Source organism: Nocardia carnea, from assembly GCF_029868855.1.
In the GTDB taxonomy this organism is placed as follows: domain Bacteria; phylum Actinomycetota; class Actinomycetes; order Mycobacteriales; family Mycobacteriaceae; genus Nocardia; species Nocardia carnea_A.
The window spans coordinates 1-25,230 of record NZ_JARWOV010000247.1; the positions used below are offsets into that span (position 1 = coordinate 1).

At 68.0% G+C, this 25,230-nt stretch carries 24 protein-coding genes and 1 pseudogene; 5 read left to right on the top strand and 20 right to left on the bottom strand.

The window, feature by feature from the left end; all coding sequences use genetic code 11:
- Positions 1-120 precede the first annotated feature (120 nt).
- Positions 121-1,278: a flavodoxin-dependent (E)-4-hydroxy-3-methylbut-2-enyl-diphosphate synthase gene (gene ispG, locus QH195_RS25445; protein WP_280419741.1), complete on the bottom strand. Its 1,158-nt coding sequence runs from the start codon at positions 1,276-1,278 to the stop codon at positions 121-123.
- 169 nt (positions 1,279-1,447) lie between these two features.
- Positions 1,448-1,711, bottom strand: a complete 264-nt coding sequence (locus QH195_RS25450; RefSeq protein WP_280419742.1) for a DUF2631 domain-containing protein — start codon at positions 1,709-1,711, stop codon at positions 1,448-1,450.
- A 95-nt stretch (positions 1,712-1,806) separates the two neighbouring features.
- Here QH195_RS25450 and dxr point away from each other — a divergent pair, with 95 nt between their 5' ends.
- From dxr to QH195_RS25465, 3 genes and pseudogenes are all read left to right on the top strand, one after another.
- Positions 1,807-2,946, top strand: a complete 1,140-nt coding sequence (gene dxr / locus QH195_RS25455; protein WP_280437285.1) for a 1-deoxy-D-xylulose-5-phosphate reductoisomerase — start codon at positions 1,807-1,809, stop codon at positions 2,944-2,946.
- 125 nt (positions 2,947-3,071) lie between these two features.
- Positions 3,072-4,274: a M50 family metallopeptidase gene (locus tag QH195_RS25460; RefSeq protein WP_280419744.1), complete on the top strand. Its 1,203-nt coding sequence runs from the start codon at positions 3,072-3,074 to the stop codon at positions 4,272-4,274.
- A gap of 140 nt (positions 4,275-4,414) precedes the next feature.
- A pseudogene (locus tag QH195_RS25465) lies at positions 4,415-5,062 on the top strand (AAA family ATPase); the annotation flags it as partial.
- A 24-nt stretch (positions 5,063-5,086) separates the two neighbouring features.
- Here QH195_RS25465 and lhgO read toward each other — a convergent pair.
- Positions 5,087-6,301, bottom strand: coding sequence for an L-2-hydroxyglutarate oxidase (lhgO, locus tag QH195_RS25470; RefSeq protein ID WP_280437286.1), 1,215 nt, complete (start codon positions 6,299-6,301; stop codon positions 5,087-5,089).
- Positions 6,302-6,365: 64 nt separating this feature from the next.
- Positions 6,366-7,475 carry a 23S rRNA (adenine(2503)-C(2))-methyltransferase RlmN gene (rlmN, locus tag QH195_RS25475; RefSeq protein WP_280419747.1) on the bottom strand — a complete coding sequence of 370 codons (1,110 nt, stop codon included), beginning with the start codon at positions 7,473-7,475 and terminating at the stop codon, positions 6,366-6,368.
- 136 nt (positions 7,476-7,611) lie between these two features.
- On the opposite strand from rlmN, the gene QH195_RS25480 reads away from it, so the two are divergent.
- Positions 7,612-7,998 carry a LapA family protein gene (locus QH195_RS25480; protein ID WP_280419748.1) on the top strand — a complete coding sequence of 129 codons (387 nt, stop codon included), beginning with the start codon at positions 7,612-7,614 and terminating at the stop codon, positions 7,996-7,998.
- Positions 7,999-8,010: 12 nt separating this feature from the next.
- Here QH195_RS25480 and QH195_RS25485 read toward each other — a convergent pair whose 3' ends face one another.
- The 5 genes from QH195_RS25485 to rpsB all read right to left on the bottom strand — a co-directional run bounded on the left by QH195_RS25485 (position 8,011) and on the right by rpsB (position 12,805).
- The gene (locus tag QH195_RS25485; protein ID WP_280419752.1) at positions 8,011-8,898 is read right to left on the bottom strand and encodes a phosphatidate cytidylyltransferase; all 888 of its coding nucleotides are present in this window, start codon (positions 8,896-8,898) and stop codon (positions 8,011-8,013) included.
- A 517-nt stretch (positions 8,899-9,415) separates the two neighbouring features.
- Positions 9,416-9,973, bottom strand: a complete 558-nt coding sequence (frr, locus tag QH195_RS25490; RefSeq protein WP_280419749.1) for a ribosome recycling factor — start codon at positions 9,971-9,973, stop codon at positions 9,416-9,418.
- Between the two features lie 50 nt (positions 9,974-10,023).
- A complete protein-coding gene (gene pyrH, locus QH195_RS25495; RefSeq protein WP_280419750.1) occupies positions 10,024-10,752 on the bottom strand; it encodes a UMP kinase in 729 nt (242 codons plus the stop codon).
- Between the two features lie 256 nt (positions 10,753-11,008).
- Positions 11,009-11,833 carry a translation elongation factor Ts gene (tsf, locus tag QH195_RS25500; protein ID WP_280437287.1) on the bottom strand — a complete coding sequence of 275 codons (825 nt, stop codon included), beginning with the start codon at positions 11,831-11,833 and terminating at the stop codon, positions 11,009-11,011.
- A gap of 147 nt (positions 11,834-11,980) precedes the next feature.
- Complete coding sequence (rpsB, locus tag QH195_RS25505) at positions 11,981-12,805, bottom strand: 30S ribosomal protein S2 (RefSeq protein WP_195054710.1); 825 nt, start codon at positions 12,803-12,805, stop codon at positions 11,981-11,983.
- A gap of 2,260 nt (positions 12,806-15,065) precedes the next feature.
- Between rpsB and QH195_RS25510 the strand changes: the two genes are divergently transcribed.
- Complete coding sequence (locus QH195_RS25510) at positions 15,066-15,554, top strand: M23 family metallopeptidase (protein WP_280489801.1); 489 nt, start codon at positions 15,066-15,068, stop codon at positions 15,552-15,554.
- 156 nt (positions 15,555-15,710) lie between these two features.
- Here the strand turns inward: QH195_RS25510 and QH195_RS25515 are convergent, their stop codons facing one another.
- The 11 genes from QH195_RS25515 to QH195_RS25565 all read right to left on the bottom strand — a co-directional run bounded on the left by QH195_RS25515 (position 15,711) and on the right by QH195_RS25565 (position 25,210).
- Entirely contained in the window at positions 15,711-16,031 is a 321-nt protein-coding gene (locus QH195_RS25515) for a DUF202 domain-containing protein (RefSeq protein ID WP_280437289.1), read from the bottom strand.
- Positions 16,032-16,040: 9 nt separating this feature from the next.
- Complete coding sequence (locus tag QH195_RS25520; RefSeq protein ID WP_280422873.1) at positions 16,041-16,427, bottom strand: YidH family protein; 387 nt, start codon at positions 16,425-16,427, stop codon at positions 16,041-16,043.
- Positions 16,428-16,834: 407 nt separating this feature from the next.
- Positions 16,835-17,758 (bottom strand): tyrosine-type recombinase/integrase, encoded by a 924-nt coding sequence (locus QH195_RS25525; protein ID WP_280437290.1) that lies wholly within the window; start codon positions 17,756-17,758, stop codon positions 16,835-16,837.
- Between the two features lie 167 nt (positions 17,759-17,925).
- A complete protein-coding gene (gene dprA / locus QH195_RS25530; RefSeq protein ID WP_280437291.1) occupies positions 17,926-19,164 on the bottom strand; it encodes a DNA-processing protein DprA in 1,239 nt (412 codons plus the stop codon).
- On the bottom strand, positions 19,161-20,669 hold the full coding sequence (locus QH195_RS25535) for a YifB family Mg chelatase-like AAA ATPase (protein WP_280437292.1): 1,509 nt from the start codon (positions 20,667-20,669) through the stop codon (positions 19,161-19,163). The genes dprA and QH195_RS25535 overlap by 4 nt, the downstream gene beginning before the upstream one ends.
- Positions 20,669-21,025 carry a YraN family protein gene (locus QH195_RS25540; protein WP_280437293.1) on the bottom strand — a complete coding sequence of 119 codons (357 nt, stop codon included), beginning with the start codon at positions 21,023-21,025 and terminating at the stop codon, positions 20,669-20,671. Before QH195_RS25540 ends, QH195_RS25535 begins: the two co-directional genes overlap by 1 nt.
- Positions 21,026-21,673: 648 nt before the next feature.
- On the bottom strand, positions 21,674-21,979 hold the full coding sequence (locus QH195_RS25545) for a DUF2469 domain-containing protein (RefSeq protein WP_011210678.1): 306 nt from the start codon (positions 21,977-21,979) through the stop codon (positions 21,674-21,676).
- Positions 21,980-22,130: 151 nt separating this feature from the next.
- Positions 22,131-22,856 (bottom strand): ribonuclease HII, encoded by a 726-nt coding sequence (locus tag QH195_RS25550; protein WP_280437294.1) that lies wholly within the window; start codon positions 22,854-22,856, stop codon positions 22,131-22,133.
- Between the two features lie 34 nt (positions 22,857-22,890).
- Positions 22,891-23,679: a signal peptidase I gene (gene lepB / locus QH195_RS25555; protein ID WP_432278303.1), complete on the bottom strand. Its 789-nt coding sequence runs from the start codon at positions 23,677-23,679 to the stop codon at positions 22,891-22,893.
- 113 nt (positions 23,680-23,792) lie between these two features.
- Positions 23,793-24,134 carry a 50S ribosomal protein L19 gene (gene rplS, locus QH195_RS25560; RefSeq protein ID WP_030521783.1) on the bottom strand — a complete coding sequence of 114 codons (342 nt, stop codon included), beginning with the start codon at positions 24,132-24,134 and terminating at the stop codon, positions 23,793-23,795.
- Between the two features lie 125 nt (positions 24,135-24,259).
- Entirely contained in the window at positions 24,260-25,210 is a 951-nt protein-coding gene (locus QH195_RS25565; protein WP_280437295.1) for a hypothetical protein, read from the bottom strand.
- Positions 25,211-25,230: the final 20 nt, after the last annotated feature.

The following is a 25,230-nucleotide window of genomic DNA, read 5'->3' on the forward strand; positions in this document are numbered from 1 at the left end:
CCCCCCCCCCATCCCCGGCCGCCCCCGCTATCCCTAACCCCCCACCGGGGGGCCGGGGGGGCCCCCCGGGGGCCGGGGTTTTGGCGGCCGGCCACCCCGCGCCCGCATGCCTGGGCGCTGTCAGCCCACGCTGACGACCGGTTCACCGGTGCCGGCGTCCGCACCCATCTCCTCGGCGATCCGCATGGCTTCCTCGATCAGAGTTTCCACGATCTGCGCCTCGGGCACCGTCTTGACGACCTCGCCCTTGACGAAGATCTGCCCCTTGCCGTTGCCGGAGGCAACACCCAGGTCGGCTTCGCGGGCCTCGCCCGGACCGTTGACCACACAACCCATGACCGCGACCCGCAGCGGTACCTCCAGGCCGTCGAGGCCGGCGGTGACCTCGTCGGCCAGGGTGTACACGTCGACCTGCGCACGCCCACAGGACGGACAGGACACGATTTCCAGTTTGCGGGGGCGCAGGTTCAGCGATTGCAGGATCTGGCCGCCGACCTTGACCTCCTCGGCCGGCGGCGCGGACAACGAAACCCGGATGGTGTCGCCGATCCCCTCGCTCAGCAGGGCACCGAACGCGACCGCGGATTTCACGGTGCCCTGGAAGGCCGGACCTGCCTCGGTCACACCGAGATGCAGCGGATAGTCGCTCTGCGCGGCCAGCTGCCGGTACGCCTCGACCATCACCACGGGATCGTTGTGTTTGACCGAGATCTTGATATCGCCGAACCCGTACTCCTCGAACAGGCTCGCCTCCCACAGCGCCGACTCCACCAGCGCCTCCGGGGTGGCCTTGCCGTATTTGAGCATCATCCGCTTGTCGAGGGATCCGGCGTTCACACCGATCCGGATCGGGATACCTGCGTCCCCGGCCGCCTTGGCGACCTCTTTCACCCGCCCGTCGAACTCTTTGATGTTGCCCGGGTTCACCCGCACGGCCGCGCAACCCGCGTCGATGGCGGCGAAGATATAGCGCGGCTGGAAATGGATATCGGCGATCACCGGGATCTGGGATTTCTTCGCGATGATGGGCAGCGCATCGGCATCTTCCTGCCGTGGGCACGCCACCCGCACGATATCGCAGCCCGATGCGGTGAGTTCGGCGATCTGCTGCAGGGTCGCGTTCACATCGTGCGTTTTGGTCGTCGTCATCGACTGCACGGAGATCGGGTGGTCACTGCCCACACCGACACCACCCACCATCAGCTGACGGGTCTTGCGCCGCGGCGCGAGCACCGCTGCCGGTGCGGTCGGCATCCCCAATCCGACTGTGCTGGTCACTTTCGGCTGCCTACTTTCGTCCTGGTCCGGCCGGTCGGTGCCGAGTCTAGTCCCGCCGCGGCGACGCGCCGCCGAGACATGGACTACACCGGCAACCGGCACCGAGACGTCATCCAGGAGTAACCCCGGCGACGCCCGGCACGGTCGACCTTATGGGCGAACCCGCAGTTCAACGCGGTTTGCGGCGATAGATCACGTCGTAGATCAGGATTGCGGCGAGTGCGGCCGCGAACCCGATCAGGTACAGGTTCTCGACCTGGCCGGAGTGATTGCCGATCAGCATGCCGAGCAGCGCGATGATCACGATCACCGCGGCCACCCGGAAGGTCTTGCGCGATTCACCGCTCCAACCCCATGCCGCCGACGGAACCTCAGCAGGGTCCACCGTGGTGACGTGCTGGTCAGTGGCGGGTTCGACGTCCGTGGCGGCCACGATCGCTCCTCCTCGAGAGAACGGATACTGCCCGTTATCGTGGCATACGACCGCCCGTCGTAGCCAGCAGGGGCGGGGTCGGCGACAATGGGCGGGTGTCAGATCTCCGCAGAGTTCTCCTGCTCGGCAGCACCGGTTCCATCGGCACCCAGGCGCTCGAGGTGATCGCCGCCAACCCCGACAGATTCGAAATCGTCGGCCTCGCCGCGGGCGGCGGGAACACCGAACTGCTGTCCGCGCAGATGGCCGCCACCGGCACCACCAACGTGGCAGTCGCCGACCCCGCGGCCGCGGCCCGGCTGGGAGTGCCGTTCGCGGGCGCCGGCGCGGCGACCGAACTCGTCCGCAGCACCGAGGCAGATGTCGTACTCAACGCGCTCGTCGGTTCGCTCGGCCTGGAACCCACCCTGGCGGCGCTGGATTCGGGGGCCACGCTGGCACTGGCGAACAAGGAATCACTGGTGGCCGGCGGTTCGCTGGTCACCCGGGCGGCCCGGCCCGGCCAGATCGTCCCGGTCGATTCCGAACATTCGGCGCTGGCCCAGTGTCTGCGCGGCGGACGCGCCGAGGAGGTCGACAAACTGGTTCTCACCGCCTCCGGTGGCCCGTTCCGGGGTTGGACCACCGAAATGCTGGACGGCGTGAACCCTGCCGAGGCGAAAACCCATCCCACCTGGTCGATGGGCCCGATGAACACATTGAACTCGGCCTCGCTGGTGAACAAGGGCCTGGAGTTGATCGAAACCCATCTGCTGTTCGGCATTCCGTACGACCGGATCGAGGTCACCGTGCACCCGCAGTCCATCGTGCATTCCATGGTCACCTTCACCGACGGGTCCACCCTCGCGCAGGCCAGCCCGCCGGATATGAAACTGCCCATCGCCCTGGCGCTGGGCTGGCCGGACCGGGTCCCCGGCGCGGCCACGCCGTGCGATTTCGGTACTGCGGCCACCTGGACGTTCGAGCCGGTAGACGACGCGGTGTTCCCAGCCGTGGAACTGGCCCGGGAAGCCGGTACTGCAGGTGGTTGCGTGACCGCGGTCTACAACGCGGCGAACGAGGTCGCGGTACAGGCATTTCTCGACGAGCGGATCCGGTTCCCGGAGATCGTGCACACCGTGTCCCGCGTGGTCCGCGACGCGGGACAGTGGCGCGCCGAACCGGGCGAACTCGCCGAGGTTCTGGCGGCCGACGAATGGGCTCGTGACCGCGCCCGCACACTGGTACACCGGTAATCCATGTCCCAGATGGTCGAGGCCGGGCACGCGGGCGGTTACTGTGGACACGTGCTCGCGGCCGCTCCGGTCTCCGTGCGGGCCGGGAGAAATGATCTGCGCACCGCAGGAGGGCTGTAGACCACATGCTGTTCGTGTTGGGGTTCGTGCTGTTCGCCCTCGGCATCACGATTTCGATCGCATTGCACGAATGCGGGCATATGTGGACCGCGCAGGCGACCGGAATGAAGGTCCGCCGGTATTACATCGGTTTCGGCCCGAAAATGTTCTCTTTCCGCCGCGGGGAAACCGAATACGGGGTCAAATGGCTGCCGCTCGGTGGTTTCTGTGATATCGCCGGAATGACCGCGCTCGACGAACTCGAACCCGAGGAACTCGACCGTGCCATGTACCGGCAGGCCACCTGGAAACGCCTGGTCGTGATGTCCGGCGGTATCGCGATGAACTTCCTGCTCGGGTTCATCCTCATCGTCGTGCTGGCGGTCGGCTGGGGGCTGCCCAACCTGAACCAGCCGCCCGAAACCACCCTCGGCGATATGAGCTGCGTCGCGCCGCAGAATCCCGACGGGACCGTCGGCACCTGCACCGGCGAAGGCCCCGCGCAGCGCGCCGGCCTGCAACGCGGCGATGTGGTGACCGCGGTCGACGGCGAGCCCGTGGACACGTGGAAGGAATTCCAGACCCTCACCCAGCAGCAGGACGGCCCGTTCACCTACACCGTCGAACGCGGCGGGCAGACGCTGGATATCGAGGTCGTGCCCGAGCAGACGATGCGCTACCCCAGCGAGGGCGGTCCGGGCCGGGAAGTCGGTGTGGTCGGGGTAGGCCAGGAATTCTACGAACCGGTCCAGTACGACGTTCTCGGCGCGATTCCCGCGTCGGCGGCGTTCACCGGGGATATGTTCATCCGCACCTTCCAATCGCTGGCCCAGATGCCGGCCAAGGTCGTCTCGCTGTGGGACGCGGTGACCGGCGGCGAACGCGACGCGGATACTCCCGTCAGTGTGTACGGCGCCAGCAAGATCGGCGGCGAAACCGCCGAACGCGGCTACTGGAATATGTTCATCCTGGTGCTGGCGAGCCTGAACTTCTTCCTCGGCGCGTTCAACATTCTGCCGCTGCTCCCGCTCGACGGCGGCCATATCGCGGTGGTGCTGTACGAGAAGATCCGCAACACCTTCCGCGGCTGGAAGGGTCTCGCGCCCGGCGCACCGGTCGACTACCTGAAGCTGCTCCCCCTCACCTACGTCGCCGTCGTCATCGGCGGGGCGTACATGCTGCTCACCCTGGCCGCCGACATCGTCAACCCGATCAACCTCTTCCCCTGACGGCCGGCTCGGCCCCGAGGCTCGGTTAGCATCGCCGCATGCGGCGCGCATCCGGGCCCGGGCATTACCTCCGGGCCGTCCGGCTCGACTCCACCGCCGAATCGACCGGCTACCCGTTCGATCTGCCCGCGGTGCGCCACCTGGCACGGTCCGGCGAGCTGTTGCTGTCGCCGGGAGTAACGTTCCTGGTCGGTGAGAACGGTAGCGGCAAATCGACGCTACTCGAGGCGATCGCGGTGGCCGCCGGTCTCAACCCAGAAGGTGGCAGTCAGAACTACCGGTTCGCCACCCGCGCCACCGAGTCGGAGCTGGGTGAGCATCTGGTCCTGCGCTGGGGCATCCACAAACCCCGCAGCCGCTTTTTCCTGCGCGCCGAATCTTTCTACAACGTAGCCACCGAAAGCGAACGACTCGGACCGGAACAACTCGCGGCGATCGGGGGCTCCCCGCACAGCCGTTCCCACGGCGAATCGTTCGTCGACCTCATCCGACATCGCTTCGTTCCCGGCGGCCTCTATCTCATGGACGAACCCGAAGCCGCGCTGTCCGCCCGCGGCTGCATGACTGTCCTGGCACGGATTTCCGAATTGGTGGCCGACGGATCCCAGTTCGTCGTGGCCACCCATTCCCCTGTTCTGCTTGCCGTTCCGGGCGCAACGATCTACCAATTCGACGAAGACGGTTCCATCGATACCGTTGAATTCGATCAGGCCGTTCCGGTCGCCGTCACCCGGGAGTTCCTTGCCAGACCGCAGCACTACCTGCGGTACCTGCTCGAGGGACAATAACGGCATCCCATCCCGGCGAACGCGTCAGCGCAGTGCGCCTTCGCCCTTCCCGTCGATCACGTCCACCACGTATTCGGCGATCGCCAGCGAGGAGGTCGCCGCCGGCGACGGCGCGTTGCGGACGGCGGTGACGGGGCCGAGGCGGTCGATCCGGAAATCGTCGACCAGGGTGCCGTCGGCGTCGAGGGCCTGCGCGCGAACACCCGCTCCCCCGCGCACCACATCCGCGGGCCCGATGGCGGGAATGTAGCGCTGCGCCTTCCGCATATACGCGGCTGTGGATACCGAGCCGTACATTTCCTCGAGCCCGGTGCGCCAATGCTGCCGCGCCAACCGCCGGAAGCCGGGCCAGGCCAGCGTTCTCGCCATATCCCGGGGTTCGAAATCGGTCTGCCGATATCCCTCTCGCGCGAAGGCCAGGACCGCATTCGGCCCGACCTCGACGGTCCCCGATACCCGCCGAGTGAAATGCACGCCCAGAAACGGATACCGCGGATCAGGGACCGGATAGACGAGCCCGCGTACGAGGTCCCGTTTCTCCGGCAGCACATCCATGTACTCCCCACGGAAAGGGACAATGCGCGGTGCGGGGTCGCCACCCACCAGACCCGCCACCGTATCCGCCTGTAATCCGGCGCAGAGAACCACCTGATCGGCATGCAGAACCTGCTCTCCCACACCGATTTCGATACCCGAAGCCGTCCGGGTGATCCGGTCCACCGCGCAGGTGGTCCTGACCTCACCGCCGGCCGCCACAACATCTGCCGCGAAAGCCTCGGCCACTCGGCGGAAATCGGTGATCGCGGTATGCGGTGAGTACAGCGCCGCGATACCTTCCGCGAACGGCTCGATATCGCGAATACCGGCCGCATCGACTCGACGCAGCCCGGGCACCGCGTTATGTCCCGCCCGCGCCTCCAGGGCATCGAGACGAGCCATTTCCTCGTCGTCCACGGCGATGACGAGCTTGCCGCATTCCTCGTACGCCACACCCCGCTCGGCACAGTAGTCGCGCATCATCGCCCGCCCCCGCGCGCACAGCACAGCCTTCAAACTGCCCGGCTGGTAATAGATCCCGGCATGTACCACCCCCGAGTTGTGCCCGGTCTGGTGCACGGCCACCCGGTCTTCCTTCTCCAGCACCACAACTCGGTCCCCCGGCCGGCGGAGGCCGATCTCCCTGGCCACCGCCAATCCAACGATCCCCGCACCGACCACGACGACCACCCGGTCGGCCATACACACTCCTACTTCCGGTGAATCCGCCAGGTGGCCGCACTCAGGGCTGACGGTCAGCCGGTGCTCAGCCCTCGGCGGCCAGCTGCCCGCAGGCAGCCGCGATTTCCTGGCCGCGGGTATCGCGCACCGTGCACGGAACGCCCTGCGCCTCGACTCGGCGCACGAATTCGCGTTCGACCGGCTTCGGGCTGGCATCCCATTTGCTGCCCGGTGTCGGATTGAGCGGGATGACGTTCACATGCACGCGCGACCCGAGCGCCTTGTGCAGTTTCGCGCCCAGCATATCCGCCCGCCAGGGGTGATCGTTGATATCGCGGATCAGCGCATATTCCACCGAGATGCGGCGGCCGGTCTTGTCGGCGTAGTAGCGGGCGGCGGCGAGGACCTCCGCCACCGGCCACCGGTTGTTCACCGGGACCAGGGTGTCGCGGAGTTCGTCGTCGGGGGTGTGCAGGGAGACGGCCAGCGTCACCGAAAGGCCCTCGTCGGCGAGTTTGCGAATAGCGGGGGCCAAGCCCACGGTGGAGACCACCACGTTGCGCTGTGAGATCCCGAGGCCGTCCGGGGCGGCCGAGGTGATCCGGCGGACGGCGTTCACCACCCGCTTGTAGTTCGCCAGCGGCTCTCCCATGCCCATGAACACGATATTCGACAGGCGCCCGGCCCCGCCCGGTACCGCACCGTCGCGCAGGTCGGCGGCGGCGGCGCGGACCTGGTCGACGATTTCGGCGGTGGACAGGTTGCGGTTCAGCCCGCCCTGGCCCGTGGCGCAGAACGGACAGGCCATACCGCAACCGGCCTGGCTGGAAATACACAGGGTGGCACGGTCCGGATAGCGCATGAGCACGCTCTCCAGCAAGGTGCCGTCACCGGCGCGCCACAGCGTCTTACGGGTCTCCCCCGAATCGCAGGCGATATGCCGTACCGGGGTCAGCAGCGGTGGGAAGAGCGCCCCGGCGATCGTGTCCCGCACGGCGGCGGGTAGATCGGTCATCGCGGCGGGGTCGGCCTGGAGCCGGCCGTAGTACTGGCGGGCGATCTGGTCGGCCCGGAACTTCGGCAGACCCAGTTCCGCCATGGCGGCGCGGCGCCCCTCGGCGTCGAGATCGGCGAGGTGGCGGGGCGGCATCCCGCGGCGGGGTGCGTCGAAAACCAAGGGCAAGGGGGCGGTCATAGTCCTACCAGTGTGGCATCTCGCTCGATGTGACCAGCGACAAGCCGTCCATCAGGAAGTGGTGCGGCCGGCGGCACGTTCGACGGGCGGGCCGGAAATCCATGCGCGGGCGATAGCTGTCGGCAATCATCGACGTATGGCGACCTCTGATGACCGAACTCCAGAACCCGGTGCGGTGCCCGGCGCGCAGCCTCCGGGCGGACCGGCGACCGAACCCCTGGGTGGAAAGCCCGCCCCCACCGTCCGGAAAGGAACCGGTAAGCCCGGCCGCCGCAAGGCCGCGGGCAGTTCCCGGGTAGGAAATGCCTGGATCGCCCTCATCATCGCGGCCATCCTCGGCATCATCCTGCTCATCTTCATCATCCAGAACTCGGAGAGCGCGGATGTCGAAATGCTCTTCTGGAACTTCTCGCTGCCCCTGGGCGTGACGATCCTGCTCTCGGTGATCGCGGGCGCCCTCGTCATGGCCCTGGTCGGCGGTGTCCGGATCATGCAGTTGCGCCGCGCGGTGCACAAGAAGTGACGGCCCGCGGTCTCAGATCAGAGTGCTGAGGACCAGCCAGGACACAAAGGCCGACGGCAGCATGGAATCGAGCCGGTCCATGATGCCGCCGTGTCCGGGCAGCATCGTGCCCATATCCTTGATGCCGAGTTCTCGTTTGATCTGCGATTCGATCAGATCGCCCAGGGTCGCGACGACCACCAGTCCCACGCCGAGCACCACCCCGATCATCGAGTTGGCTTCCAACAACAGTGTCACGGTGAGCAGTCCGCCGATGATCGCGAACACCAGCGACCCACAGAATCCCTCCCAGGATTTCTTGGGGCTGATCGAGGGGACCATGGGGTGGCGGCCGAACAGCACACCTGCCACGTAGCCACCCACATCGGAGCACACCACCAGGATCATGAAGGTCAGCACCCGCAGATTGCCGTCGGGATCCTCCAGGAGCAGCAGGACCGCGAAGGAGGCCAGCAGCGGAATCCACGCCAGCGTGAACACCGTGATTGCGGTATCGCGCAGGAAGTTACGTGGCGCCGTGTTGAGGCCGTGGTCGAACAGCCGCCACACCATACAGACCAGGACCGTCGCCGCGAAAGCACCGACCACCCCGCTCGCCCCGAACGGCCAGCCCAGCCAGAATGCCGCTTGACCACCGGCGATCAGCGGCGTGCGAGGCACCAGCACATCCGCCTCGCGGAGTCGTTTGGCCACCTCCCAGGTGGCGATTCCGACCGCGACGCCGGCGACGCCGATGAACACCTTGGGTACGAACAGCAGGACCGCGATACAGGAGATACCGAGGGTCAAACCGACAGCGAGCGCCGCCGGAAGGTTGCGCCCGGCGCGGGACCGCCGCGTCGCCGGGTCCGCGGGTGCATTGCTCGCGGGCCCCGCATCGGAGGAGGTACCGGCCGGCACAGCGCCGGTGGATGCCCCGGCCGGATCAGCGCCCGCGTGCGTACCGGAGGACCCGGGACCCCCGGGTGCGGCCGCCGCCCCGCCGGCCGGCGCACCAGAGGACACAGCGCCGGCGGGCAGATCGGTGGGCACGGCACCGGAGGGCGTACCGGCCGCCTGCGCGTCTGCGGACGCACCGGCCGGCGCCGATGTCGATTCGGATATGCCCTCGGCCGGCGGCTGCGGTCGGGCCGCACCGGTCGCGGCGGCTTTCTCGGCCACGATTGTCCCGTCGCTCAACTCGTCGTCGTTCCGTTCGTTCCCACCCGAAGCGGGCGTCGCCGCTCCGCTGTTCTCATTGTGCGTCAATCCCCGGGCCATCGGCCCGCCGGATCACCGTTGCGGTATCGCTACGACACCGCTTCCGTACGGCACCCACCGCTCGTGCCGAGCACGGACAATACGCGACCACACCACCCGATATGCCTGCGCAAGCTACACCATCGCCGCGGCGGCGAACACATCGGAGAACGCCGGGTCAGACCTCGAGCAGTTCGGATTCCTTGTGTTTCACCAGCTCGTCGATCTGACCGACATATCTGGCCGTGGTCTTGTCCAGTTCCTTCTCGGCCCGGCCGACTTCGTCCTCACCGGCTTCGCCGTCCTTCTGGATCCGGCCCAGTTCGTCCATGGCCTTGCGACGCACATTGCGGATCGAGACCTTGGCGTCCTCGCCCTTCTGCTTGGCCTGTTTGACCAGTTCGCGGCGCCGCTCCTCGGTGAGCTGCGGGATAGAGATCCGCAGGATATCGCCGTTGTTGGTCGGGTTCACGCCCAGATCGGAATTGCGGATCGCGGTTTCGATCGGCCCCAGCTGCGCCTGCTCGTACGGCTTCACCACCACCATCCGCGGCTCCGGGACGGTGATACTCGACATCTGGGTGATCGGGGTCGGCGATCCGTAGTAGTCGACCACGACCCGCGAGAACATCCCCGGGTTCGCGCGCCCGGTCCGGATGCTGCCTAGATCGTCCTTCGCCACCGAGACGGCCTTTTCCATCTTCTCCTCGGCGTCGAAGAGCGCTTCTTCAATCACGACCGTTCCTCCACTGCGTCGTCATCGTCATGACCCGCGGGCCCGCGGTATCAGGATCGAACCAATGTGCCGATCTTCTCACCGGCCACCGCCCGGGCGATATTGCCCTTGGTCAACAAATTGAACACCAGCATCGGCATCTGGTTGTCCATGCACAAACTGAACGCCGTCGAATCGGCGACCTTCAGATCGCGTTCGATGGCTTCCTTGTGCGTGATCTCGTGGAACATGCTGGCGTCCGGATCCAACCGTGGATCGGCATCGAATACCCCGTCGACGGCTTTGGCCATGAGCACGACCTCGGCGCCGATCTCCAGCGCCCGCTGGGCGGCGGTGGTGTCGGTCGAGAAGTAGGGCATCCCCATCCCGGCACCGAAGATCACCACACGTCCCTTCTCCAGATGCCGCTTGGCGCGCAACGGCAGGTAGGGTTCGGCGACCTGGCCCATCGTGATGGCGGTCTGCACCCTGGTGTCCACGCCCTGTTTCTGCAGGAAATCCTGCAGCGCCAGACTGTTCATCACCGTGCCGAGCATGCCCATGTAATCCGACCGGGCGCGTTCGAGACCACGCTCCTCGAGTTCGGCACCGCGGAAGAAGTTCCCACCGCCGATCACCACTGCCACCTGCACCCCGGTGGAAACGACCTCGGCGATCTGCTCCGCGACGGTCTGCACCATATCGGGATCCAGCCCCACCGTGCCGCCGCCGAACATCTCACCACCCAGTTTCAGCAGTACCCGGCGATATCCTGGGCGGTCGGTCCCGGGGTGCGTCATCGGCTGGCGTCTCCTTCGGCGATCGGCGGTGCGGTAGATAGCGTTCATGGTGCGGGGCCGCCGGGGAACCGGTGCCGTCCGCTTCCGACTGGCCCGGGCGCGGGGCGCGGCTATGTGGCATAGGCAGCACAGGGCGGCTTCTATCCTGCCCTACGCCGCTCGGCGCCGATACGACGGGGCGGCCGAGCCCGGAAAGAGCCCGCTCAGCAGCAGACCCCCGCCGCAGCGTATGCGACGGGGGTCTGTACGAAGCGGATCAGGCCTGGCCGACCTCGAACCGGGCGAACCGGGTGACGGTGACACCGGCCTCGTCCAGCAGAGCCTTCACGGTCTTCTTGTTATCGGTGACCGACGCCTGCTCGAGCAGTACGACGTCCTTGAAGAAGCCGTTCACGCGACCCTCGGTGATCTTGGGCAGCGCAGCCTCGGGCTTACCTTCTTCGCGGGCGGTCTGCTCCGCGATGCGGCGCTCGTTCTCGACGATATCGGCCGGCACCTCGTCACGGGTGACGTACTTGGCCTTGAGCGCGGCGATCTGCATGGCGGCGCCACGGGCGGCCTCGGCGGCAGCATCGCCGGAACCGGTGTACTCGACGAGCACACCGACGGCCGGCGGCAGATCCGAGGCCCGCTTGTGCAGGTAGGTGGCGACCGGGCCGTCGAGGGAGACGACACGACGCAGTTCCAGTTTCTCGCCGATCTTGGCGGCCAGCGCCTGCAGTGCCTCGTCGACAGTCGAGCCGTCGAGGGCCACTGCCTTGAGAGCATCCACATCGGCCGGTTCGGCGGCCGCGGCGGCGGTGACGATCCTGTCGGCCAGCTCCTGGAACTCCGCGTTCTTGGCGACGAAGTCGGTTTCGGAGTTGATCTCGACCATCACGCCGTCCTTGGCGATGACCAGGCCCTCGGCGGTGGTGCGCTCGGCCCGTTTGCCGACATCCTTGGCGCCCTTGATGCGCAGCAATTCCACGGCCTTGTCGAAATCGCCGTCGGTTTCGGCCAGCGCGTTCTTGCAGTCCATCATTCCGGAGCCGGTGAGCTCCCGCAGCCGCTTCACGTCAGCGGCGGTGTAGTTCGCCATCGGGGGCGAGCCTCCTTCGAGAAAGTCAGGTACCGGTCAGCGGTGGCCACGACTCGTACAGCCGTGACCACCGCTGTGGAAATTCGGGTTCGGTGGCGCTCACCTCGGCGGTGGGCGGTGAGCGCCGGCCGAACACGGGGTGACGACTCAGGCCTCGGCCGGAGTCTCCGCGGGCGCCTCGGCCGGGGTCTCGGCGCCGGGCGCGGCCTGCGCCAGCAGCTCCTGCTCCCACTCCGGCAGCGGCTCCGCGCCGGCCTCGGGCTTGTCGTCGCCGCCGGAACGGCCGGCCCGGGCCTGCACACCCTCGGCCACCGCGGAGGCGACGACCTTGGTGAGCAGCGCGGCGGAACGGATCGCGTCGTCGTTACCCGGGATCGGGTAGTCGACGAGGTCGGGATCGCAGTTGGTGTCCAGGATCGCGATGACCGGGATGTTCAGCTTGCGGGCCTCGCCGACGGCGATGTGCTCTTTGTTGGTGTCGACAACCCAGATGGCCGAGGGCACCTTCTGCATATCGCGGATACCGCCGAGGGTGCGGTCCAGTTTGTTCATCTCACGCGTGAGCATGAGGATTTCCTTCTTGGTGCGACCTTCGAAACCACCGGTCTGCTCCATGGCCTCGAGCTCCTTGAGGCGCTGCAGGCGCTTGTGCACGGTGGAGAAGTTGGTGAGCATGCCGCCCAGCCAGCGCTGGTTCACATAGGGCATACCGACCCGGGTGGCCTCGGCCGCGATGGATTCCTGGGCCTGCTTCTTGGTGCCGACGAACAGGACGGTGCCGCCGTGCGCGACGGTCTCCTTGACGAATTCGTAGGCCTTGTCGATGTAGGTCAGCGTCTGCTGCAGATCGATGATGTAGATGCCGTTGCGGTCGGTGAAGATGAACCGCTTCATCTTCGGGTTCCAGCGACGGGTCTGGTGCCCGAAATGCGCGCCGCTGTCGAGCAGCTGCTTCATGGTTACGACAGCCATTGCTCTCGTATCTCTCTTTCGTTGCCGGTTGTCGCAGCAAGCCGGCGGCCTGCTGCCCTGGCACCACAGAACACTCGGACCCGATCGTCGATCGGGACCAGCCGAGACGTCCCCTGTTCCGGAATCGCGCCGCCGGCCGTCGGCTCCATGGGGAGCGCGTGGTGGGCAGCGCCGTGATGAACAAGCACGGTGGTGCGCGAAGTCGGTCGGTGTCACGCAGAAACCTGCGACCACAGACCGCTCGGCCAGTTTACGGCGTGCGCTGCGAGAATCGGAAATCGGCCGGTCGCACGGGTGCCTCCGACGAGGCGCGGGCAGGTCTTTCGAAATGGGATTTATTCACAAGTGACGGTTTATCCACAGGTGCCGGATTTGCGGGTTCCGGCCGGAATCCACCGCAGGCACGCTGAGCGTATGAGCCGTCACCACAGCATCGACCACACCCTCGACCCCTCCGCCGGGCTCCCGCCCGCTCCACGGAGCTGGCCCTATATCGCACCACGTGACCGGCCGGTCATGCCACGAACCGCGGGCAGCGGCGGATCGCTGCCACCGTGGCCGCGAAGACCGCCGGAACCGCCGGCAGCGAACACCCGAGCGCAGCGGGCGCTGCGCGGCGACGCCGGCATCCCCGGCCACACCGCGCGCACCCGGCACGGTCCGGCCCCGCGATTCGCACGCCGACCGTGGTGTACCGACAGCCACCGGACGACGAGCACCGATCGGCTCGTCGACACACCGACATCGTCCGTCGCCGATACGGCCGGCAACGAGCCCGAGCCGCGGGCATGCGAGGCCGGGTCGAGCGCTGCGCAGCGATCCCGGGACTCATGGTTTCTCCCGGTTCCCGCTGGTGCACACCACCGAAACATTTCTGCCACAGCATCCGCTCGTGCTCGGAGCGAAGCCACGGCGTCCGGGGCGAATCATCCGGTCCGGAACGCGGGCCGGGCGGCTGCCGAGACCGGTACGGGCACCACGGTGCAGGTCGCGGGTCCCGGAATTTCGGAGCCGGTCGCCGCGGGAACCGGCGATATCGAACGGCGGGCCCGGCGTTACGAACGCCGGATTGCGCACGGCGCCTCACGCCCCACGGAACACGACCGTGTCCCCGTACCGGCCGGCGCCGTCGGATCGCAGCGCGCGAACCCAGGGCGCCGGTCTCCCGCGCTGCCGCCCGGTGGCACGCAGCCGCTCGTGGACATACCGTCGCGGCTCGCACCCGGTCGGCGATTCCGGCGTTCGCCGGTCCGGAACCCGATCCGGCGTGGTGTCCCGGAAGACCACATCGGCGCGCGGAGCCGCTCCGGCCGATATCCGAGCGCGGCGGGGTCGGGCGACGTCACCCGGCCGTGCGGACTACGGGGGCTCGGATATCGGTGGTCCTCCTCGGCAACAGCTCCGACACCGAAAGGGCGAGGTCACACGGACGCCCCCGCTGTCAGGCACCTACGACTGCGCAGTGACGGGAGACTCCCGGAGACACGGGTGATGGCTGTGGGAAGCAGACAGGTGACCACCCGTTCGGTTTCCGTGCGGGCTCGGCACCGTCGCTCCGTAGTGGGGCGCCGGCGGTGGGACGTACTGCTCGGTGCCGCATTCACCACGGTGCTCATCGCGTTCCCGCTGGGGCCGGGAGCAACAGCCGCCGCCTACTCCGGCGAGTCCTCGGTGCTCGCGCAGTCGCATACCGGAAATACCGCGGACGGCAACGGCCGGACGAGGGCACCACACGCGAATGCCCCGCTTCCGGATACTTCGGCCGATCGCGCTCGGCCGGTTACAGCGGCGATCACTGCACCGGCCGCTGACGGCACTCATCACCTCCTGGTGGGTATGCCGGCCCGGAAATCTCCCGTCTCTCCTGGGGAGGCGGCGCCGAGATCTGCCGACGTGGCAGCTGCCCCGGCTCTCGGCCGGACAGGGCACCGACCGAATCCGGCGGCGACCTCAGGTGTCGGTCCCGCCACCCCGGCCTCGGTCGCCGTATGCGGCGGATCGGGTTCTGCTTCGAGATCCGGGTCCCGGTCCGAATCTGCGCCCTGGTCCGGGTCCGCCGAGTTCGGGGCCGGTTCTGCGTCCGGGTCGGCCTGCACGGTCGTTCCGGCATTGGGCGAGCTGCTGCGCACACTGATCCGGCTCGCACCGAAGATCGCTCCGCCACCCTGTCCGTGGCCGAATGGCCGGACGTAGGAGCGCCGCCGGGCCGGGCGTACGGAGGGGGTACGCCCGGCCCTACGTGGGGCCCTTCGCGGCGCTCATGGTTCCGCTGATGGCGTTGATCTCCACAGGCACGGCCGCAGCAGGCCCCGACAAGCCGTTCACCTGGCCGCTGCGGCCACGGCCGGCCATCGAACGAGCCTTCGACCCACCGGAGCAGGACTGGCTGCCCGGGCATCGCGGCGTCGATCTCGCCGGGACACCGGGCCAGCCTGTTTACGCGGCCGGTCCGGGAATCGTGGTCTTCGCCGGCGAAGTGGCCGGTCGGCCGGTGGTATCGATACGTCACGAAGGAGACCTGCGGACGACCTATGAACCGGTGACGGCGACGGTCACGGTCGGTAGCCGCGTCACCCGCGATACGGCGATCGGTGCCCTCGAAGCCGGGCACGCGGGATGCGCGACGGCTTGTCTGCATTGGGGTGTGCGCCGCGAGCACAGCGGCAGGGCGAAACGGGAGTATCTGGATCCACTCGGCCTGCTGCGCCTGGCCCCTATCCGCCTGAAACCGGTGCTCCCGGGCCGGTGACCGAACGCGGAAAGACGCATCGGCCGGACGCCGGTCGTGCGCCTTCGTCGCGGTAGTGAGCATGGTGCGGAGCCGGACAGCTCCGGCTGCTTCCGAAGGTCCGATGAACAGGACCCGGAGCTATGCGGTGCGGTAGGCACCTGTACTCCGAATGCGTTAGCCGGCGGCCGGGGTGACCAGCGTGAACCCGACGGTGACGGCCGCGGCGACGACCACAGCCACGGTCGTCCACCGGATACTCGTCGAGCCGGAGCCGCCCGCACCTCGGTGCAGCCGCAGATTGCGCCGGTAACCCAGCCCGGCGACGGCGAGCAGGACGAGGCCGGCGATACCGGGCGCCAGGGCGGCGGTATCCCAGCCGGCCTGGAGTACCGAGCGGAGCAGCAGCAGTGCGACGGCCACCGTGCCCAGGCATGTGCGCCGCCACGACAGTGCGGTCCGTTCCGCGGCCAATCGGATTTCGGTGGGATCGGGCATCGGCATACCTCAGTGCAGCAGTACTGCCACGCAGGCGAGTACCGCCACGAACGCGGTTCCCGCGGAAAGTACGGGGACGAGCACCGTGCCGGGCAGGGGCCGGCCCTCGTCCATGGCCGACCGGATGCGGCGCCAGTGCAGGAAGGCACCGACCGCCACCACCAGCGACAGCACCAGGCAGCTCACTGCCAGCGCGGAACGGAAGTCCGATGGCCACTGCTCCACCACCACGGTGTGCACGGCGACACCACCGGCAAGCAACCCGAGTGCGGTACGAATCCACGACAGGAATGTGCGTTCGTTGGCGAGAGTGAACCGGTAATCGATCGGTGCCACGGCAGGTTCCGGTGTCTCATCGACGCCCGGCTCACCGGTCTCGCCCGGTATCGGGCTCATCGAGTATTCGCGCTGTCAGCGGTCTGCACGCTCACCTCCCGATCCGCATACGGGCCCAGCTGAACGGATCCGCTGGACAGCGTAAACGCCGCGCTGTACACGAGTCCACGTCCACGCGCCGTTTCCGGTATATCCGGCCGAGATCGGAAAGCGCGCGTTCATCGGAGACGGCCCAGGCTTCGGCTGCCGGCGCATTGCGCAGATCGAAACCATTTCCCGCATCGATCCCCCTCGCTTACGTCGACCGCTATCACCTCGTTGGACGAGTACATCCGGAGTTCGGGGCCCGCTGATCGGCCTGGAGATCGGGCTACCGGGCTTTACCTTCATGGGCGCGCAGGTCATCAGCGGATTCGCCGGTCCGGCCGATCGCCGCCGCACGTGGTGTCGAGACGATCGGCTGTCTCTCACGCCCGGGGATGCGCTTGGTCGTGTGCTGCGCGGAGACGTTCGATGGATACGTGGGTGTAGAGCTGAGTGGTGGCCAGGCTGGCGTGGCCCAGTAATTCCTGCACCACCCGAAGGTCGGCACCGCCTTCGAGCAGATGCGTGGCCGCCGTATGCCGGAGCCCGTGCGGACCCATATCCGCGACGCCGGGCACGGCGGATATCGCCGCGTGCACGACGGTCCGGGCTTGGCGCTGGTCCAGGCGCCGGCCGCGCCGGCCCAGCAACAGGGCGCGACCGGAATCCGGGGTGGCCAGCATCGGCCGGCCGTGGTTGAGCCAGTTGTGTACCGCACGGTCGGCGGGCAGCCCGAACGGCGCGGATCGTTCCTTGCGCCCTTTACCGAGTACGCGCACCACCCGGCGTTCGCGGTCCACATCGTCGATATCGAGGCCGCACAGCTCGCTGACCCGGATACCGGTGGCATAGAGCAGTTCGATGATGAGCCGGTCGCGTAATGCCATCGGGTCGTGCTGGGCCGCACCCGATTCCACCGCAGACATGATCCGCGCGGCCTGTTCCTGACCCAGCACCGCGGGCAGGCTGCGATGCGGCTTGGGTGCGGCCAGACGCAGGCCGGGATCGCGTTCCAGCCGACCGGTATGGGTGAGCCACGCGGTGAACGCCCGGGCCGCGGAGGCGCGTCGCGCCATGCTCGTACGCGCGGCGCCCTGTTCCGCGTGCGCCGCCAGCCACGACCGCAGGGTGGTCAGATCGAGTTCGCGTAGCGAAGCATCGGCAGACTGTCCGAGCAGATGCCGCAGCAGCGACCGGATATCGCCGAGGTAGGCGCGCACGGTATGCGCCGACCGGTTACGTCCGAGTTCCAGATATCTCTCGTATTCGCTCAGCAAGGCTTCCAGGTCCTCGGGTAGTTCCGCCACCACCACACCGTTGCCCGCGGCGCCCGGGTCCGCAACCCCACGCGCCGTTACCGATCACCATCGCTCACCGGCTGCAACCGCAGCGGATGCTGCATCGTGGTCCGCACCCGGTGCGCGCAACGTGCCCCGAACCTGCCTGAGCATCCTTCGCCCGCTGCCTGCTCGAATCACTCGGGCAATGCGAATCCCTGTACCGCACCGCTGCCCGGTGCCTGCTCGGCGGTTGGGTGCGGTCCGCCGCGCAACCGGTACCAGCCCGACCCGGCGCTACCGGCGAGCCCGGCGAGGTCCAGGGCCGCCAATGCGGCGCGGACTTCCGCTATGGCCAATCCGGTGGCGGTACCCAATTCGTGTGGCCAGCGTCCGCCGGTACCGGGCAACGCTGCGTACACCGACGACTGCGCGGCGGTGAGCCGGTGCGCGGCCGGTGGTTCCGGCGCACCGGCCGACGGTAGATGCAGCGGTGCGGCATCGGCCAGCACCTCGTCCACGCTGCCGACCAGCGTTGCTTCCCCCTCACGAATCATCCGGTGGCAGCCCGCGGAGGCCGCGGAATCCACCGACCCGGGTACCGCCATGGCGGGCCGGCCGATACGGCGAGCCCATTTCACCGTATTGCGCGCACCGCTACGCACCCCCGCTTCGACCACGAGCACACCATCGGACAGAGCCGCGATGAGCCGATTCCGCGCCAGGAAATGGTGTTTACGTGCAGTGGTACCCGGCGGATATTCGCTGACCACCAGACCGATTTCGGCGATCCGGTCGAGTAGTCGATCGTGCTGGGCGGGATAGGGCCGGTCCACGCCGCAGGCCAGGACGGCGAGGGTCGCGCCACCGACCGCTAGCGCCGCGCGGTGGGCCATACCGTCGATACCGAAGGCCGCACCGGAGACAATGGTCCAGCCGCGGGCCGCGAGGTCCCCGGCCAGCGCACCGGCGGCCCGATCGCCGTATCCGGTACTGCACCGGGCACCGACCACCGCCAGCGACCGTTCGGTCAGCTCGGCCAGGTTGCGGGTTCCGCGCACCCAGAGCACGAGAGGCACCGCACCGTCGGGATCACGTCCGGGCGGTAGTTGCGATAAGCCCAGCATGCGCCAGGCCGGCCATTCCGGATCGTCGGGGGTGACCAGCCGGCCGCCCAGTCCGCCCATGGTTTCCAGATCTCGGGCCGCCAGATCTTCCGCACGACGTGCCGCCGTCGCGGCGCGCAGAACCTGCGGTAGTTCCCGTTCCCGGACGGCTCGAGCTGCTTCCACCACGCCGACCGATTCGATCAATGCGGTGAGCGCCGGGCACGGGCCCAGCACCACCCGGGACAGATAGGCCCAGGCGAGTTGCCGGCGGCCGGACTCGCCGGCGGCCCCCTGCGCCGCCGGCGGTCCGGGCTCTCCGGCCGTCACTGTGTTCCCCGCTGCCGGAAGTTGAGCGCCTGCATGACGTCGTGTGCGGTGGGCACGTCACCGCCGCGCAGATCACACACCGTCCACGCGACCCGGAGTGCGCGGTCGGCTCCTCGTGCCGAGATCCGCCCCAGCCGCAACGCCGCTTCCACCGGTGCCGTGGAGTCGGCGGGTAGCGGGAACTGCCGACGGAGGACATGGCCCGGCACTTCGCCGTTGGTCCGCCAGCCGAATTCGCGCCAGCGGGCGGCCGCGGCCGCGCGGGCGGCCGTGACTCTGGTTCGGACTGTCGCGCTGTCCTCGGACTCCGCGGCCGCCAGCCCGGCGGTCGACATCGGATGCATCTGCATCCAGATATCGATCCGGTCCATCAGCGGACCGGACAGTTTGCCGAGGAACCGGCGCCGCGCCAGCGGCGCGCAGATACAGTCCACATCGCGGGCAGGGGCACAGGGGCAGGGGTTCGCGGCCAGGATGAGCTGGAACCGGGCCGGAAACCGCGCGACCCCGTCGCGGCGGGCGATCCGGACCTCGCCCTCCTCCAGCGGCGTGCGCATCGCCTCCAGCACCTTGGCGCCGATTTCGGCGCATTCGTCCAGGAACAGCACACCTCGGTGGGCACGGCTGACGGCACCTGGCCGGGCCGAACCCGACCCGCCGCCGACCATGGCACTCACCGAAGTCGAATGATGGGGTGCGACGAACGGCGGTGTGGTGATCAGCGGCTGTTCCTCGGAAAGGGTGCCGGCCACCGAATGGATGGCAGTGACCTCCAGCGCCTCGTTATCCGACAGCGGGGGTAGCACACCCGGCAGCCGTTGCGCGAGCATTGTTTTCCCGATACCGGGCGAACCGGTCAACAGCAGATGATGCCCACCGGCCGCGGCGACCTCCAGCGCCCACCGTGCCTCGTGCTGCCCCGCGACATCGCGCAGATCACCCACCGGAGATGCCTGATGCGGCGGCAGGGCCGGTGATTCCGCAAGCTCCCGTTCCCCGCGTAACCAATCGAGGGCGGCGCGCAATGTGGGCGCCCCCAGGACCCGGATGCCCGCGACAAGACCTGCCTCGCACAACACTTCCTCGGGCACGATCACGGTTTTCCGGCCCGCCCGCCGGGCCGCGAGCACTGCGGGCAGGATCCCCCGGACCCGCCGCAGCCGGCCGTCGAGCGCCAGTTCGCCGAGCAGCACCGTACCGGCGAGTTTGGCGGACGGCACGATATCGGCCGCGTCCAGCACGGCGACGGCCAGCGCCAGGTCGTACACCGAACCGACCTTCGGTAGCGTCGCCGGGGAGAGCGCCAGGATCACCCGCCCATCGGGCCATTTCTCGCCGGTGTTGGCCACGGCCGCCCGAACCCGGTCGCGCGATTCCTGCAGCGACGTATCCGGCAGGCCGACCAAGTGGACCGACGGCAACCCCTGCCCGATATCGGCCTCGATCTCCACGACCTGTCCGTCGATCCCTCGGACGGCGATCGAGCACGCCCGGCCGAGTGGCATCAGAACACCGCCTCGAGGTGCTCGATGACGGGTTCGGCCGTCCGCGACAGCAGGACGGAGACCACATCGAACCGGATGCGCTGCCACGGCCCGTCCTGTTCGGTGAGCCAGAGCAGTGCCAGTCTGCGGATCCGCCGCTGCTTTTCATAGGTGACGGCTTCGGCCGGTATGCCGTACCCCAGACCCGACCTCGTCTTCACCTCTACGAAAGCGGTGACGCCCGCATCGCGGACGATCAGATCCAGTTCGCCGTACCGGCAGCGCCAGTTCCGGCAGACGATCTCCATGCCGGCGGCCTGCAGATACTGCGCCGCCAGTTCCTCCCCTTGTGCGCCGAGCGCCGTGTTGTGTGCCACCCGCCCAGCATCGGCGAGTGCACGGTGTAGTGCGGGCCGGTGACCTGGGCAGGCACCGAACCTGTGGACAACCGCATCCTGTGGACAAGTACCGGCAGGCGCAGCCTGCCGTCCCTGGCCGCGGAACCGGCCGGCGCCATCGGGCGGACCACGGTGCGGGCAAGGTACTCGGCCGGCACCGGCAGTCCGATCGGTCGCGGCTCGCGCCATGCTCGCCCGCCCGATCATCACGCTGTCCGCGACGGTCGACAGCGCCGCCCGCCGGGCGTATTCGGGCGTCACCCGGCCCGCCGCGTCCGGAATTCCCACAGAACCGGCGTATATCGCCGGCGCGACCGCCACGCCTCCACCGGAATCTCGGTACACCGCCGCATCAGCGTCGATACCCGGCCGGGGAAGCTGTCATCGAGCGAATCGACAAGGTTCCGCCGCTCGAGATCTCGGGCGGCGTGCGTGCGCGAGTTCTTGTGTCCGGCGTCGCCTACGTCCGCCGCCGGGCCGGTGGTACACGGGCAACGACAAGCAGTTTCGGATCGTCCCGAACACCGGGTGCGCGCCGGGGTGGATGGCCCGACCTGTCGGTCACTTCGGTCCGCCGGAGTGCGGCCCGGTCCCGGGCCGGGGATCGACGGCCGTGGCAGGAACCGATCACTCCGGCAGCCGCAGGTCCGGTTTCTCCAGCTCTTCGATATTGACGTCCTTGAAGGTGATCACCCGGACGTGTTTGACGAACCGCGCCGGCCGGTACATATCCCAGACCCAGGCATCGCTCATCCTGACTTCGAAGTACACCTCGCCGTCGGCGTTCTGCGGCCGCAGTTCCACGGAGTTGGCCAGATAGAAACGGCGCTCGGTTTCCACCACGTACGAGAACTGACCGACGATGTCCTTGTACTCCCGGTACAGCGAGAGCTCCATCTCGGTTTCGTATTTCTCGAGGTCCTCGGCACTCATCGGGTGGAACGTCCTCCTTCTCGCCGCCATGCGTGTGTTGTCATCATCGCTCATGTCGCCTGTGCATGTCACCGTGGGCCGGTCGGGCGCCCCTCGGCGGCGGGCGTGACCGGCCGCGACAACAGCCGGCCCTACGCTCTGGAGAGCTCGGTCAGGCGGCGCCACCGGCCCCGGCGGTGACCTCCGCCAGTATTTCGCCGGCCGGTGTGAGCGCGACCTCGCTGTCTCGCACATTGCGCCATGACCTGCGATGTTCCGGGCAGGGCCCGAGTCGCCGCAGCGCTTCGATATGCCGGGTGGTGTTGTAGCCCTTGTGTTCGGCGAACCCGTATCCGGGCAGCCGCTGATCGAGTTCGACCATCATCCGGTCGCGGGTGACCTTGGCGAGCACACTGGCCGCGGCGATACACGCCGCGGTGCCGTCCCCACCGATCACCGGTAGTGACGGCACCGGCAGTCCGGGCACCCGGAATCCGTCGGTGAGCACATAGCCGGGGCTGCGTCCGAGACCGGCGACCGCCCGGCGCATGCCCTGGATATTCGCCACGTGGATACCGATGGCATCGATTTCGGCCGCCGGGATCACGATGACCGACCAGGCCGCCGCGAGCCGGGTGATCACCGGGTAGAGGGCCTCACGGGTCGCCTCGCTGAGTTTTTTCGAATCGTCGAGCCCGGCCAGTGCGTCGTGGGCCCGGGGCCCGAGCACACAGGCAGCCACGACGAGGGGCCCCGCGCTGGGACCACGACCCGCCTCGTCGACTCCGGCGACCGGTCCCAGCCCGCAGCGGTGCAGCGCCGATTCCAGGGTCCGCAATCCACCGGCCCGGCGCATCACCACCCGGGGTGGCCAACTCTGTTCTCGTACAGGTTTCATATGCGTCTTCGCAGCCAACTCGATCCGCCCCGACTCAATTCTCCTGCGGGTTCGTTCCGTCGATGGTGCCGATCCGGCCCGGCGGCCAGATTTTGAACACCGCTTTGCCGCGAACGTTGTCGATGGGCACGGTGCCCTGGAATTCATCGCCGATATGTGCCCGGGAATCCGCGGATTCGTTGCGGTTGTCGCCCATGACCCACAGGTTGCCCTCGGGCACGGTCACCGGCCCGAAAACGCGTCCGACCGGGTAGGAGGCATTCGCCTGACCGGGCATCCACGGGTAATCGTCCTCGACGTACGGCTCGTCGAGCGGTTGTCCGTCGACCATCACGCGGCCCTGGTCGTCACAACATTCCACGGTTTGCCCGCCGACCGCGATAACACGTTTGACGAGGTCGTTCTCGTCCGGCGGCACCAGGCCGAAGAACGAGAAGAAGTTCTGCACACCGCGGACGACCGTATTGTCCGAGCGGATGGAGCGGTAGTGCCCGTTCCAGGACGGCGGCCCGACGAAGACCACGACGTCACCCGGCTGCGGCTCGCTCCAGTAGTAGCTCACCTTCTGCACATAGATCCGGTCGCCGGTGCAACCGGCGCAGCCGTGCAGGGTCGGTTCCATGGATTGGGAAGGTATGACATAGGGACGGCCGACGAAGGTCACCATGAGAGCGGCGATAACCGCCGCGATCACCAACAGGATGGGAAGTTCCTGCCAGAACGGCCGCTGCTTCTTCGCTTTGACGGCCCGCCGCGCCCGGCGCCTGCGGGGCTGCCCGTCCGCGGGATCCGACCCCGATATCGACCAACTCTCGTCTGCCACGCGAACAGCGTAGCCCGGCACCGCAGTGGTTACGCGGTACCGGGCTACTTATGCCGTTCGCCGAGGTCACCGGCGCACACCAGGGCGCGCGGGTGTCGGCGATCAAGGGCAGGTCAGCGCTTTTCTTTGATCTTGGCGGCCTTACCGCGCAGCTCCCGCAGGTAGTACAGCTTGGCCCGGCGGACGTCGCCGCGGGTCACCACATCGATGTGATCGATGGTGGGGCTGTGCACGGGGAAGGTGCGCTCCACGCCGACACCGAACGACACCTTGCGCACGGTGAAGGTCTCGCGGATACCGCCGCCTTGGCGCCGGATGACGACGCCCTTGAAGACCTGGATACGCTCCTTGGAGCCCTCGATGACCTTCACGTGCACATTGAGGGTGTCGCCCGGACGGAAGTCGGGGACATCGCTGCGCAGCGAGCTCTCGTCGACGAAATCAAGGGTGTTCATGATCATCCTTCTGATGGTCGCGCGAACAGAGGAACCTGGCGGCGCGGACGCTCGACCGGTTCGTGCTCCGAATGTGGGATGTGCCGGGCCGAATGCGACCAGGGCAACCCGTGCATTGTGCCAGATCAGGGATCGGTTCCGGAAACGGGCCCCGGTGCGACCCCTGGGTCGCCCGGGTCCTCGCGGGTTTCCGTCTCGCCGCCGTGCGCCCACCGGTTCAGATCGTGCAGCAGCGGGTGGTGCCGATGTGGTGCGGGCGGCGCGGGTACCACCCGGCGGCTCAGTTCCTCTTCTGCCGCCGACCGGACGTGCTCGACATCCGGCTTCCCGGCGATCAGATCCTGAACGAAGATCTTGGCCCGGATCACCGGGCGGCGGTACCGCCGTTCGCGCACGATCGAGCGATACATCAGCCGACGCCGGTTGTTGCCGTAGCGCCAGCGCGCCCACGGAGCCCCCGGCCGGCTCAGCCGCAGCGCTCCCACCACCAGCAACGGCAGGAAGAACATCCCGAACAGGCCGGTCCAGATCTTGCCCTTGGCGATCACCACGGCGGCCAATGCCAGGTTGCCCAGCGCGAACGCGATGACCAGGACCCGCACCCACGCGCCCGGATGATCGCGCAGGCCGTTGATCTCGAGCAGCCACAGCGGGTGGAACCCGAGCAACAGCAAGCCGGTGACGGCGAGCGCGACGAAGACCGCATCCACCGAGGTACGGCCCTGCTTTTCCCAATAGACGTCGCGCAGGTAATAGAGCAGCGCGAATTCGTCGAGGACCAGTGCCGCACCGACCCCGAACGATGCCGCCAGCCCGGCCGCGACGGCCGGACCGCCACCCGCGTCGGCGGTGGCGATCATCCCGATCCCCGAGATCAGGACCAGCACCACCCCGAACACCATGTGGTGGATATGCACCCCACCGGATTTCAGATTGCCGGGCCACCAGCGCACCTGAGCCCGGATCAGCCGGACGCTGACCCGGATCACCAGGAAACCGATGATGAAACCGAACAGAAAGCACAGGAGTGGGAGCCGGCCCGCGGCGATGACGTCCTCGGACCACCACTGCCGCATACCGGCCCCCCTTCCTCCTG

Excerpts from the sequence above, each read along its gene's own strand:
- QH195_RS25480 (WP_280419748.1), top strand. The coding sequence starts at position 7,612 with ATGGCGACCTCTGATGACCGAACTCCAGAACCCGGTGCGGTGCCCGGC.
- rlmN (WP_280419747.1), bottom strand. The coding sequence starts at position 7,475 with ATGACCGCCCCCTTGCCCTTGGTTTTCGACGCACCCCGCCGCGGGATG.
- QH195_RS25535 (WP_280437292.1), bottom strand. The coding sequence starts at position 20,669 with ATGCCACTCGGCCGGGCGTGCTCGATCGCCGTCCGAGGGATCGACGGA.
- QH195_RS25460 (WP_280419744.1), top strand. The coding sequence starts at position 3,072 with ATGCTGTTCGTGTTGGGGTTCGTGCTGTTCGCCCTCGGCATCACGATT.
- QH195_RS25550 (WP_280437294.1), bottom strand. The coding sequence starts at position 22,856 with ATGAAACCTGTACGAGAACAGAGTTGGCCACCCCGGGTGGTGATGCGC.
- rpsB (WP_195054710.1), bottom strand. The coding sequence starts at position 12,805 with ATGGCTGTCGTAACCATGAAGCAGCTGCTCGACAGCGGCGCGCATTTC.
- lhgO (WP_280437286.1), bottom strand. The coding sequence starts at position 6,301 with ATGGCCGACCGGGTGGTCGTCGTGGTCGGTGCGGGGATCGTTGGATTG.
- QH195_RS25565 (WP_280437295.1), bottom strand. The coding sequence starts at position 25,210 with ATGCGGCAGTGGTGGTCCGAGGACGTCATCGCCGCGGGCCGGCTCCCA.
- rplS (WP_030521783.1), bottom strand. The coding sequence starts at position 24,134 with ATGAACACCCTTGATTTCGTCGACGAGAGCTCGCTGCGCAGCGATGTC.
- tsf (WP_280437287.1), bottom strand. The coding sequence starts at position 11,833 with ATGGCGAACTACACCGCCGCTGACGTGAAGCGGCTGCGGGAGCTCACC.
- QH195_RS25545 (WP_011210678.1), bottom strand. The coding sequence starts at position 21,979 with ATGAGTGCCGAGGACCTCGAGAAATACGAAACCGAGATGGAGCTCTCG.
- pyrH (WP_280419750.1), bottom strand. The coding sequence starts at position 10,752 with ATGACGCACCCCGGGACCGACCGCCCAGGATATCGCCGGGTACTGCTG.
- QH195_RS25515 (WP_280437289.1), bottom strand. The coding sequence starts at position 16,031 with ATGCCCGATCCCACCGAAATCCGATTGGCCGCGGAACGGACCGCACTG.
- QH195_RS25520 (WP_280422873.1), bottom strand. The coding sequence starts at position 16,427 with ATGAGCCCGATACCGGGCGAGACCGGTGAGCCGGGCGTCGATGAGACA.
- QH195_RS25510 (WP_280489801.1), top strand. The coding sequence starts at position 15,066 with ATGGTTCCGCTGATGGCGTTGATCTCCACAGGCACGGCCGCAGCAGGC.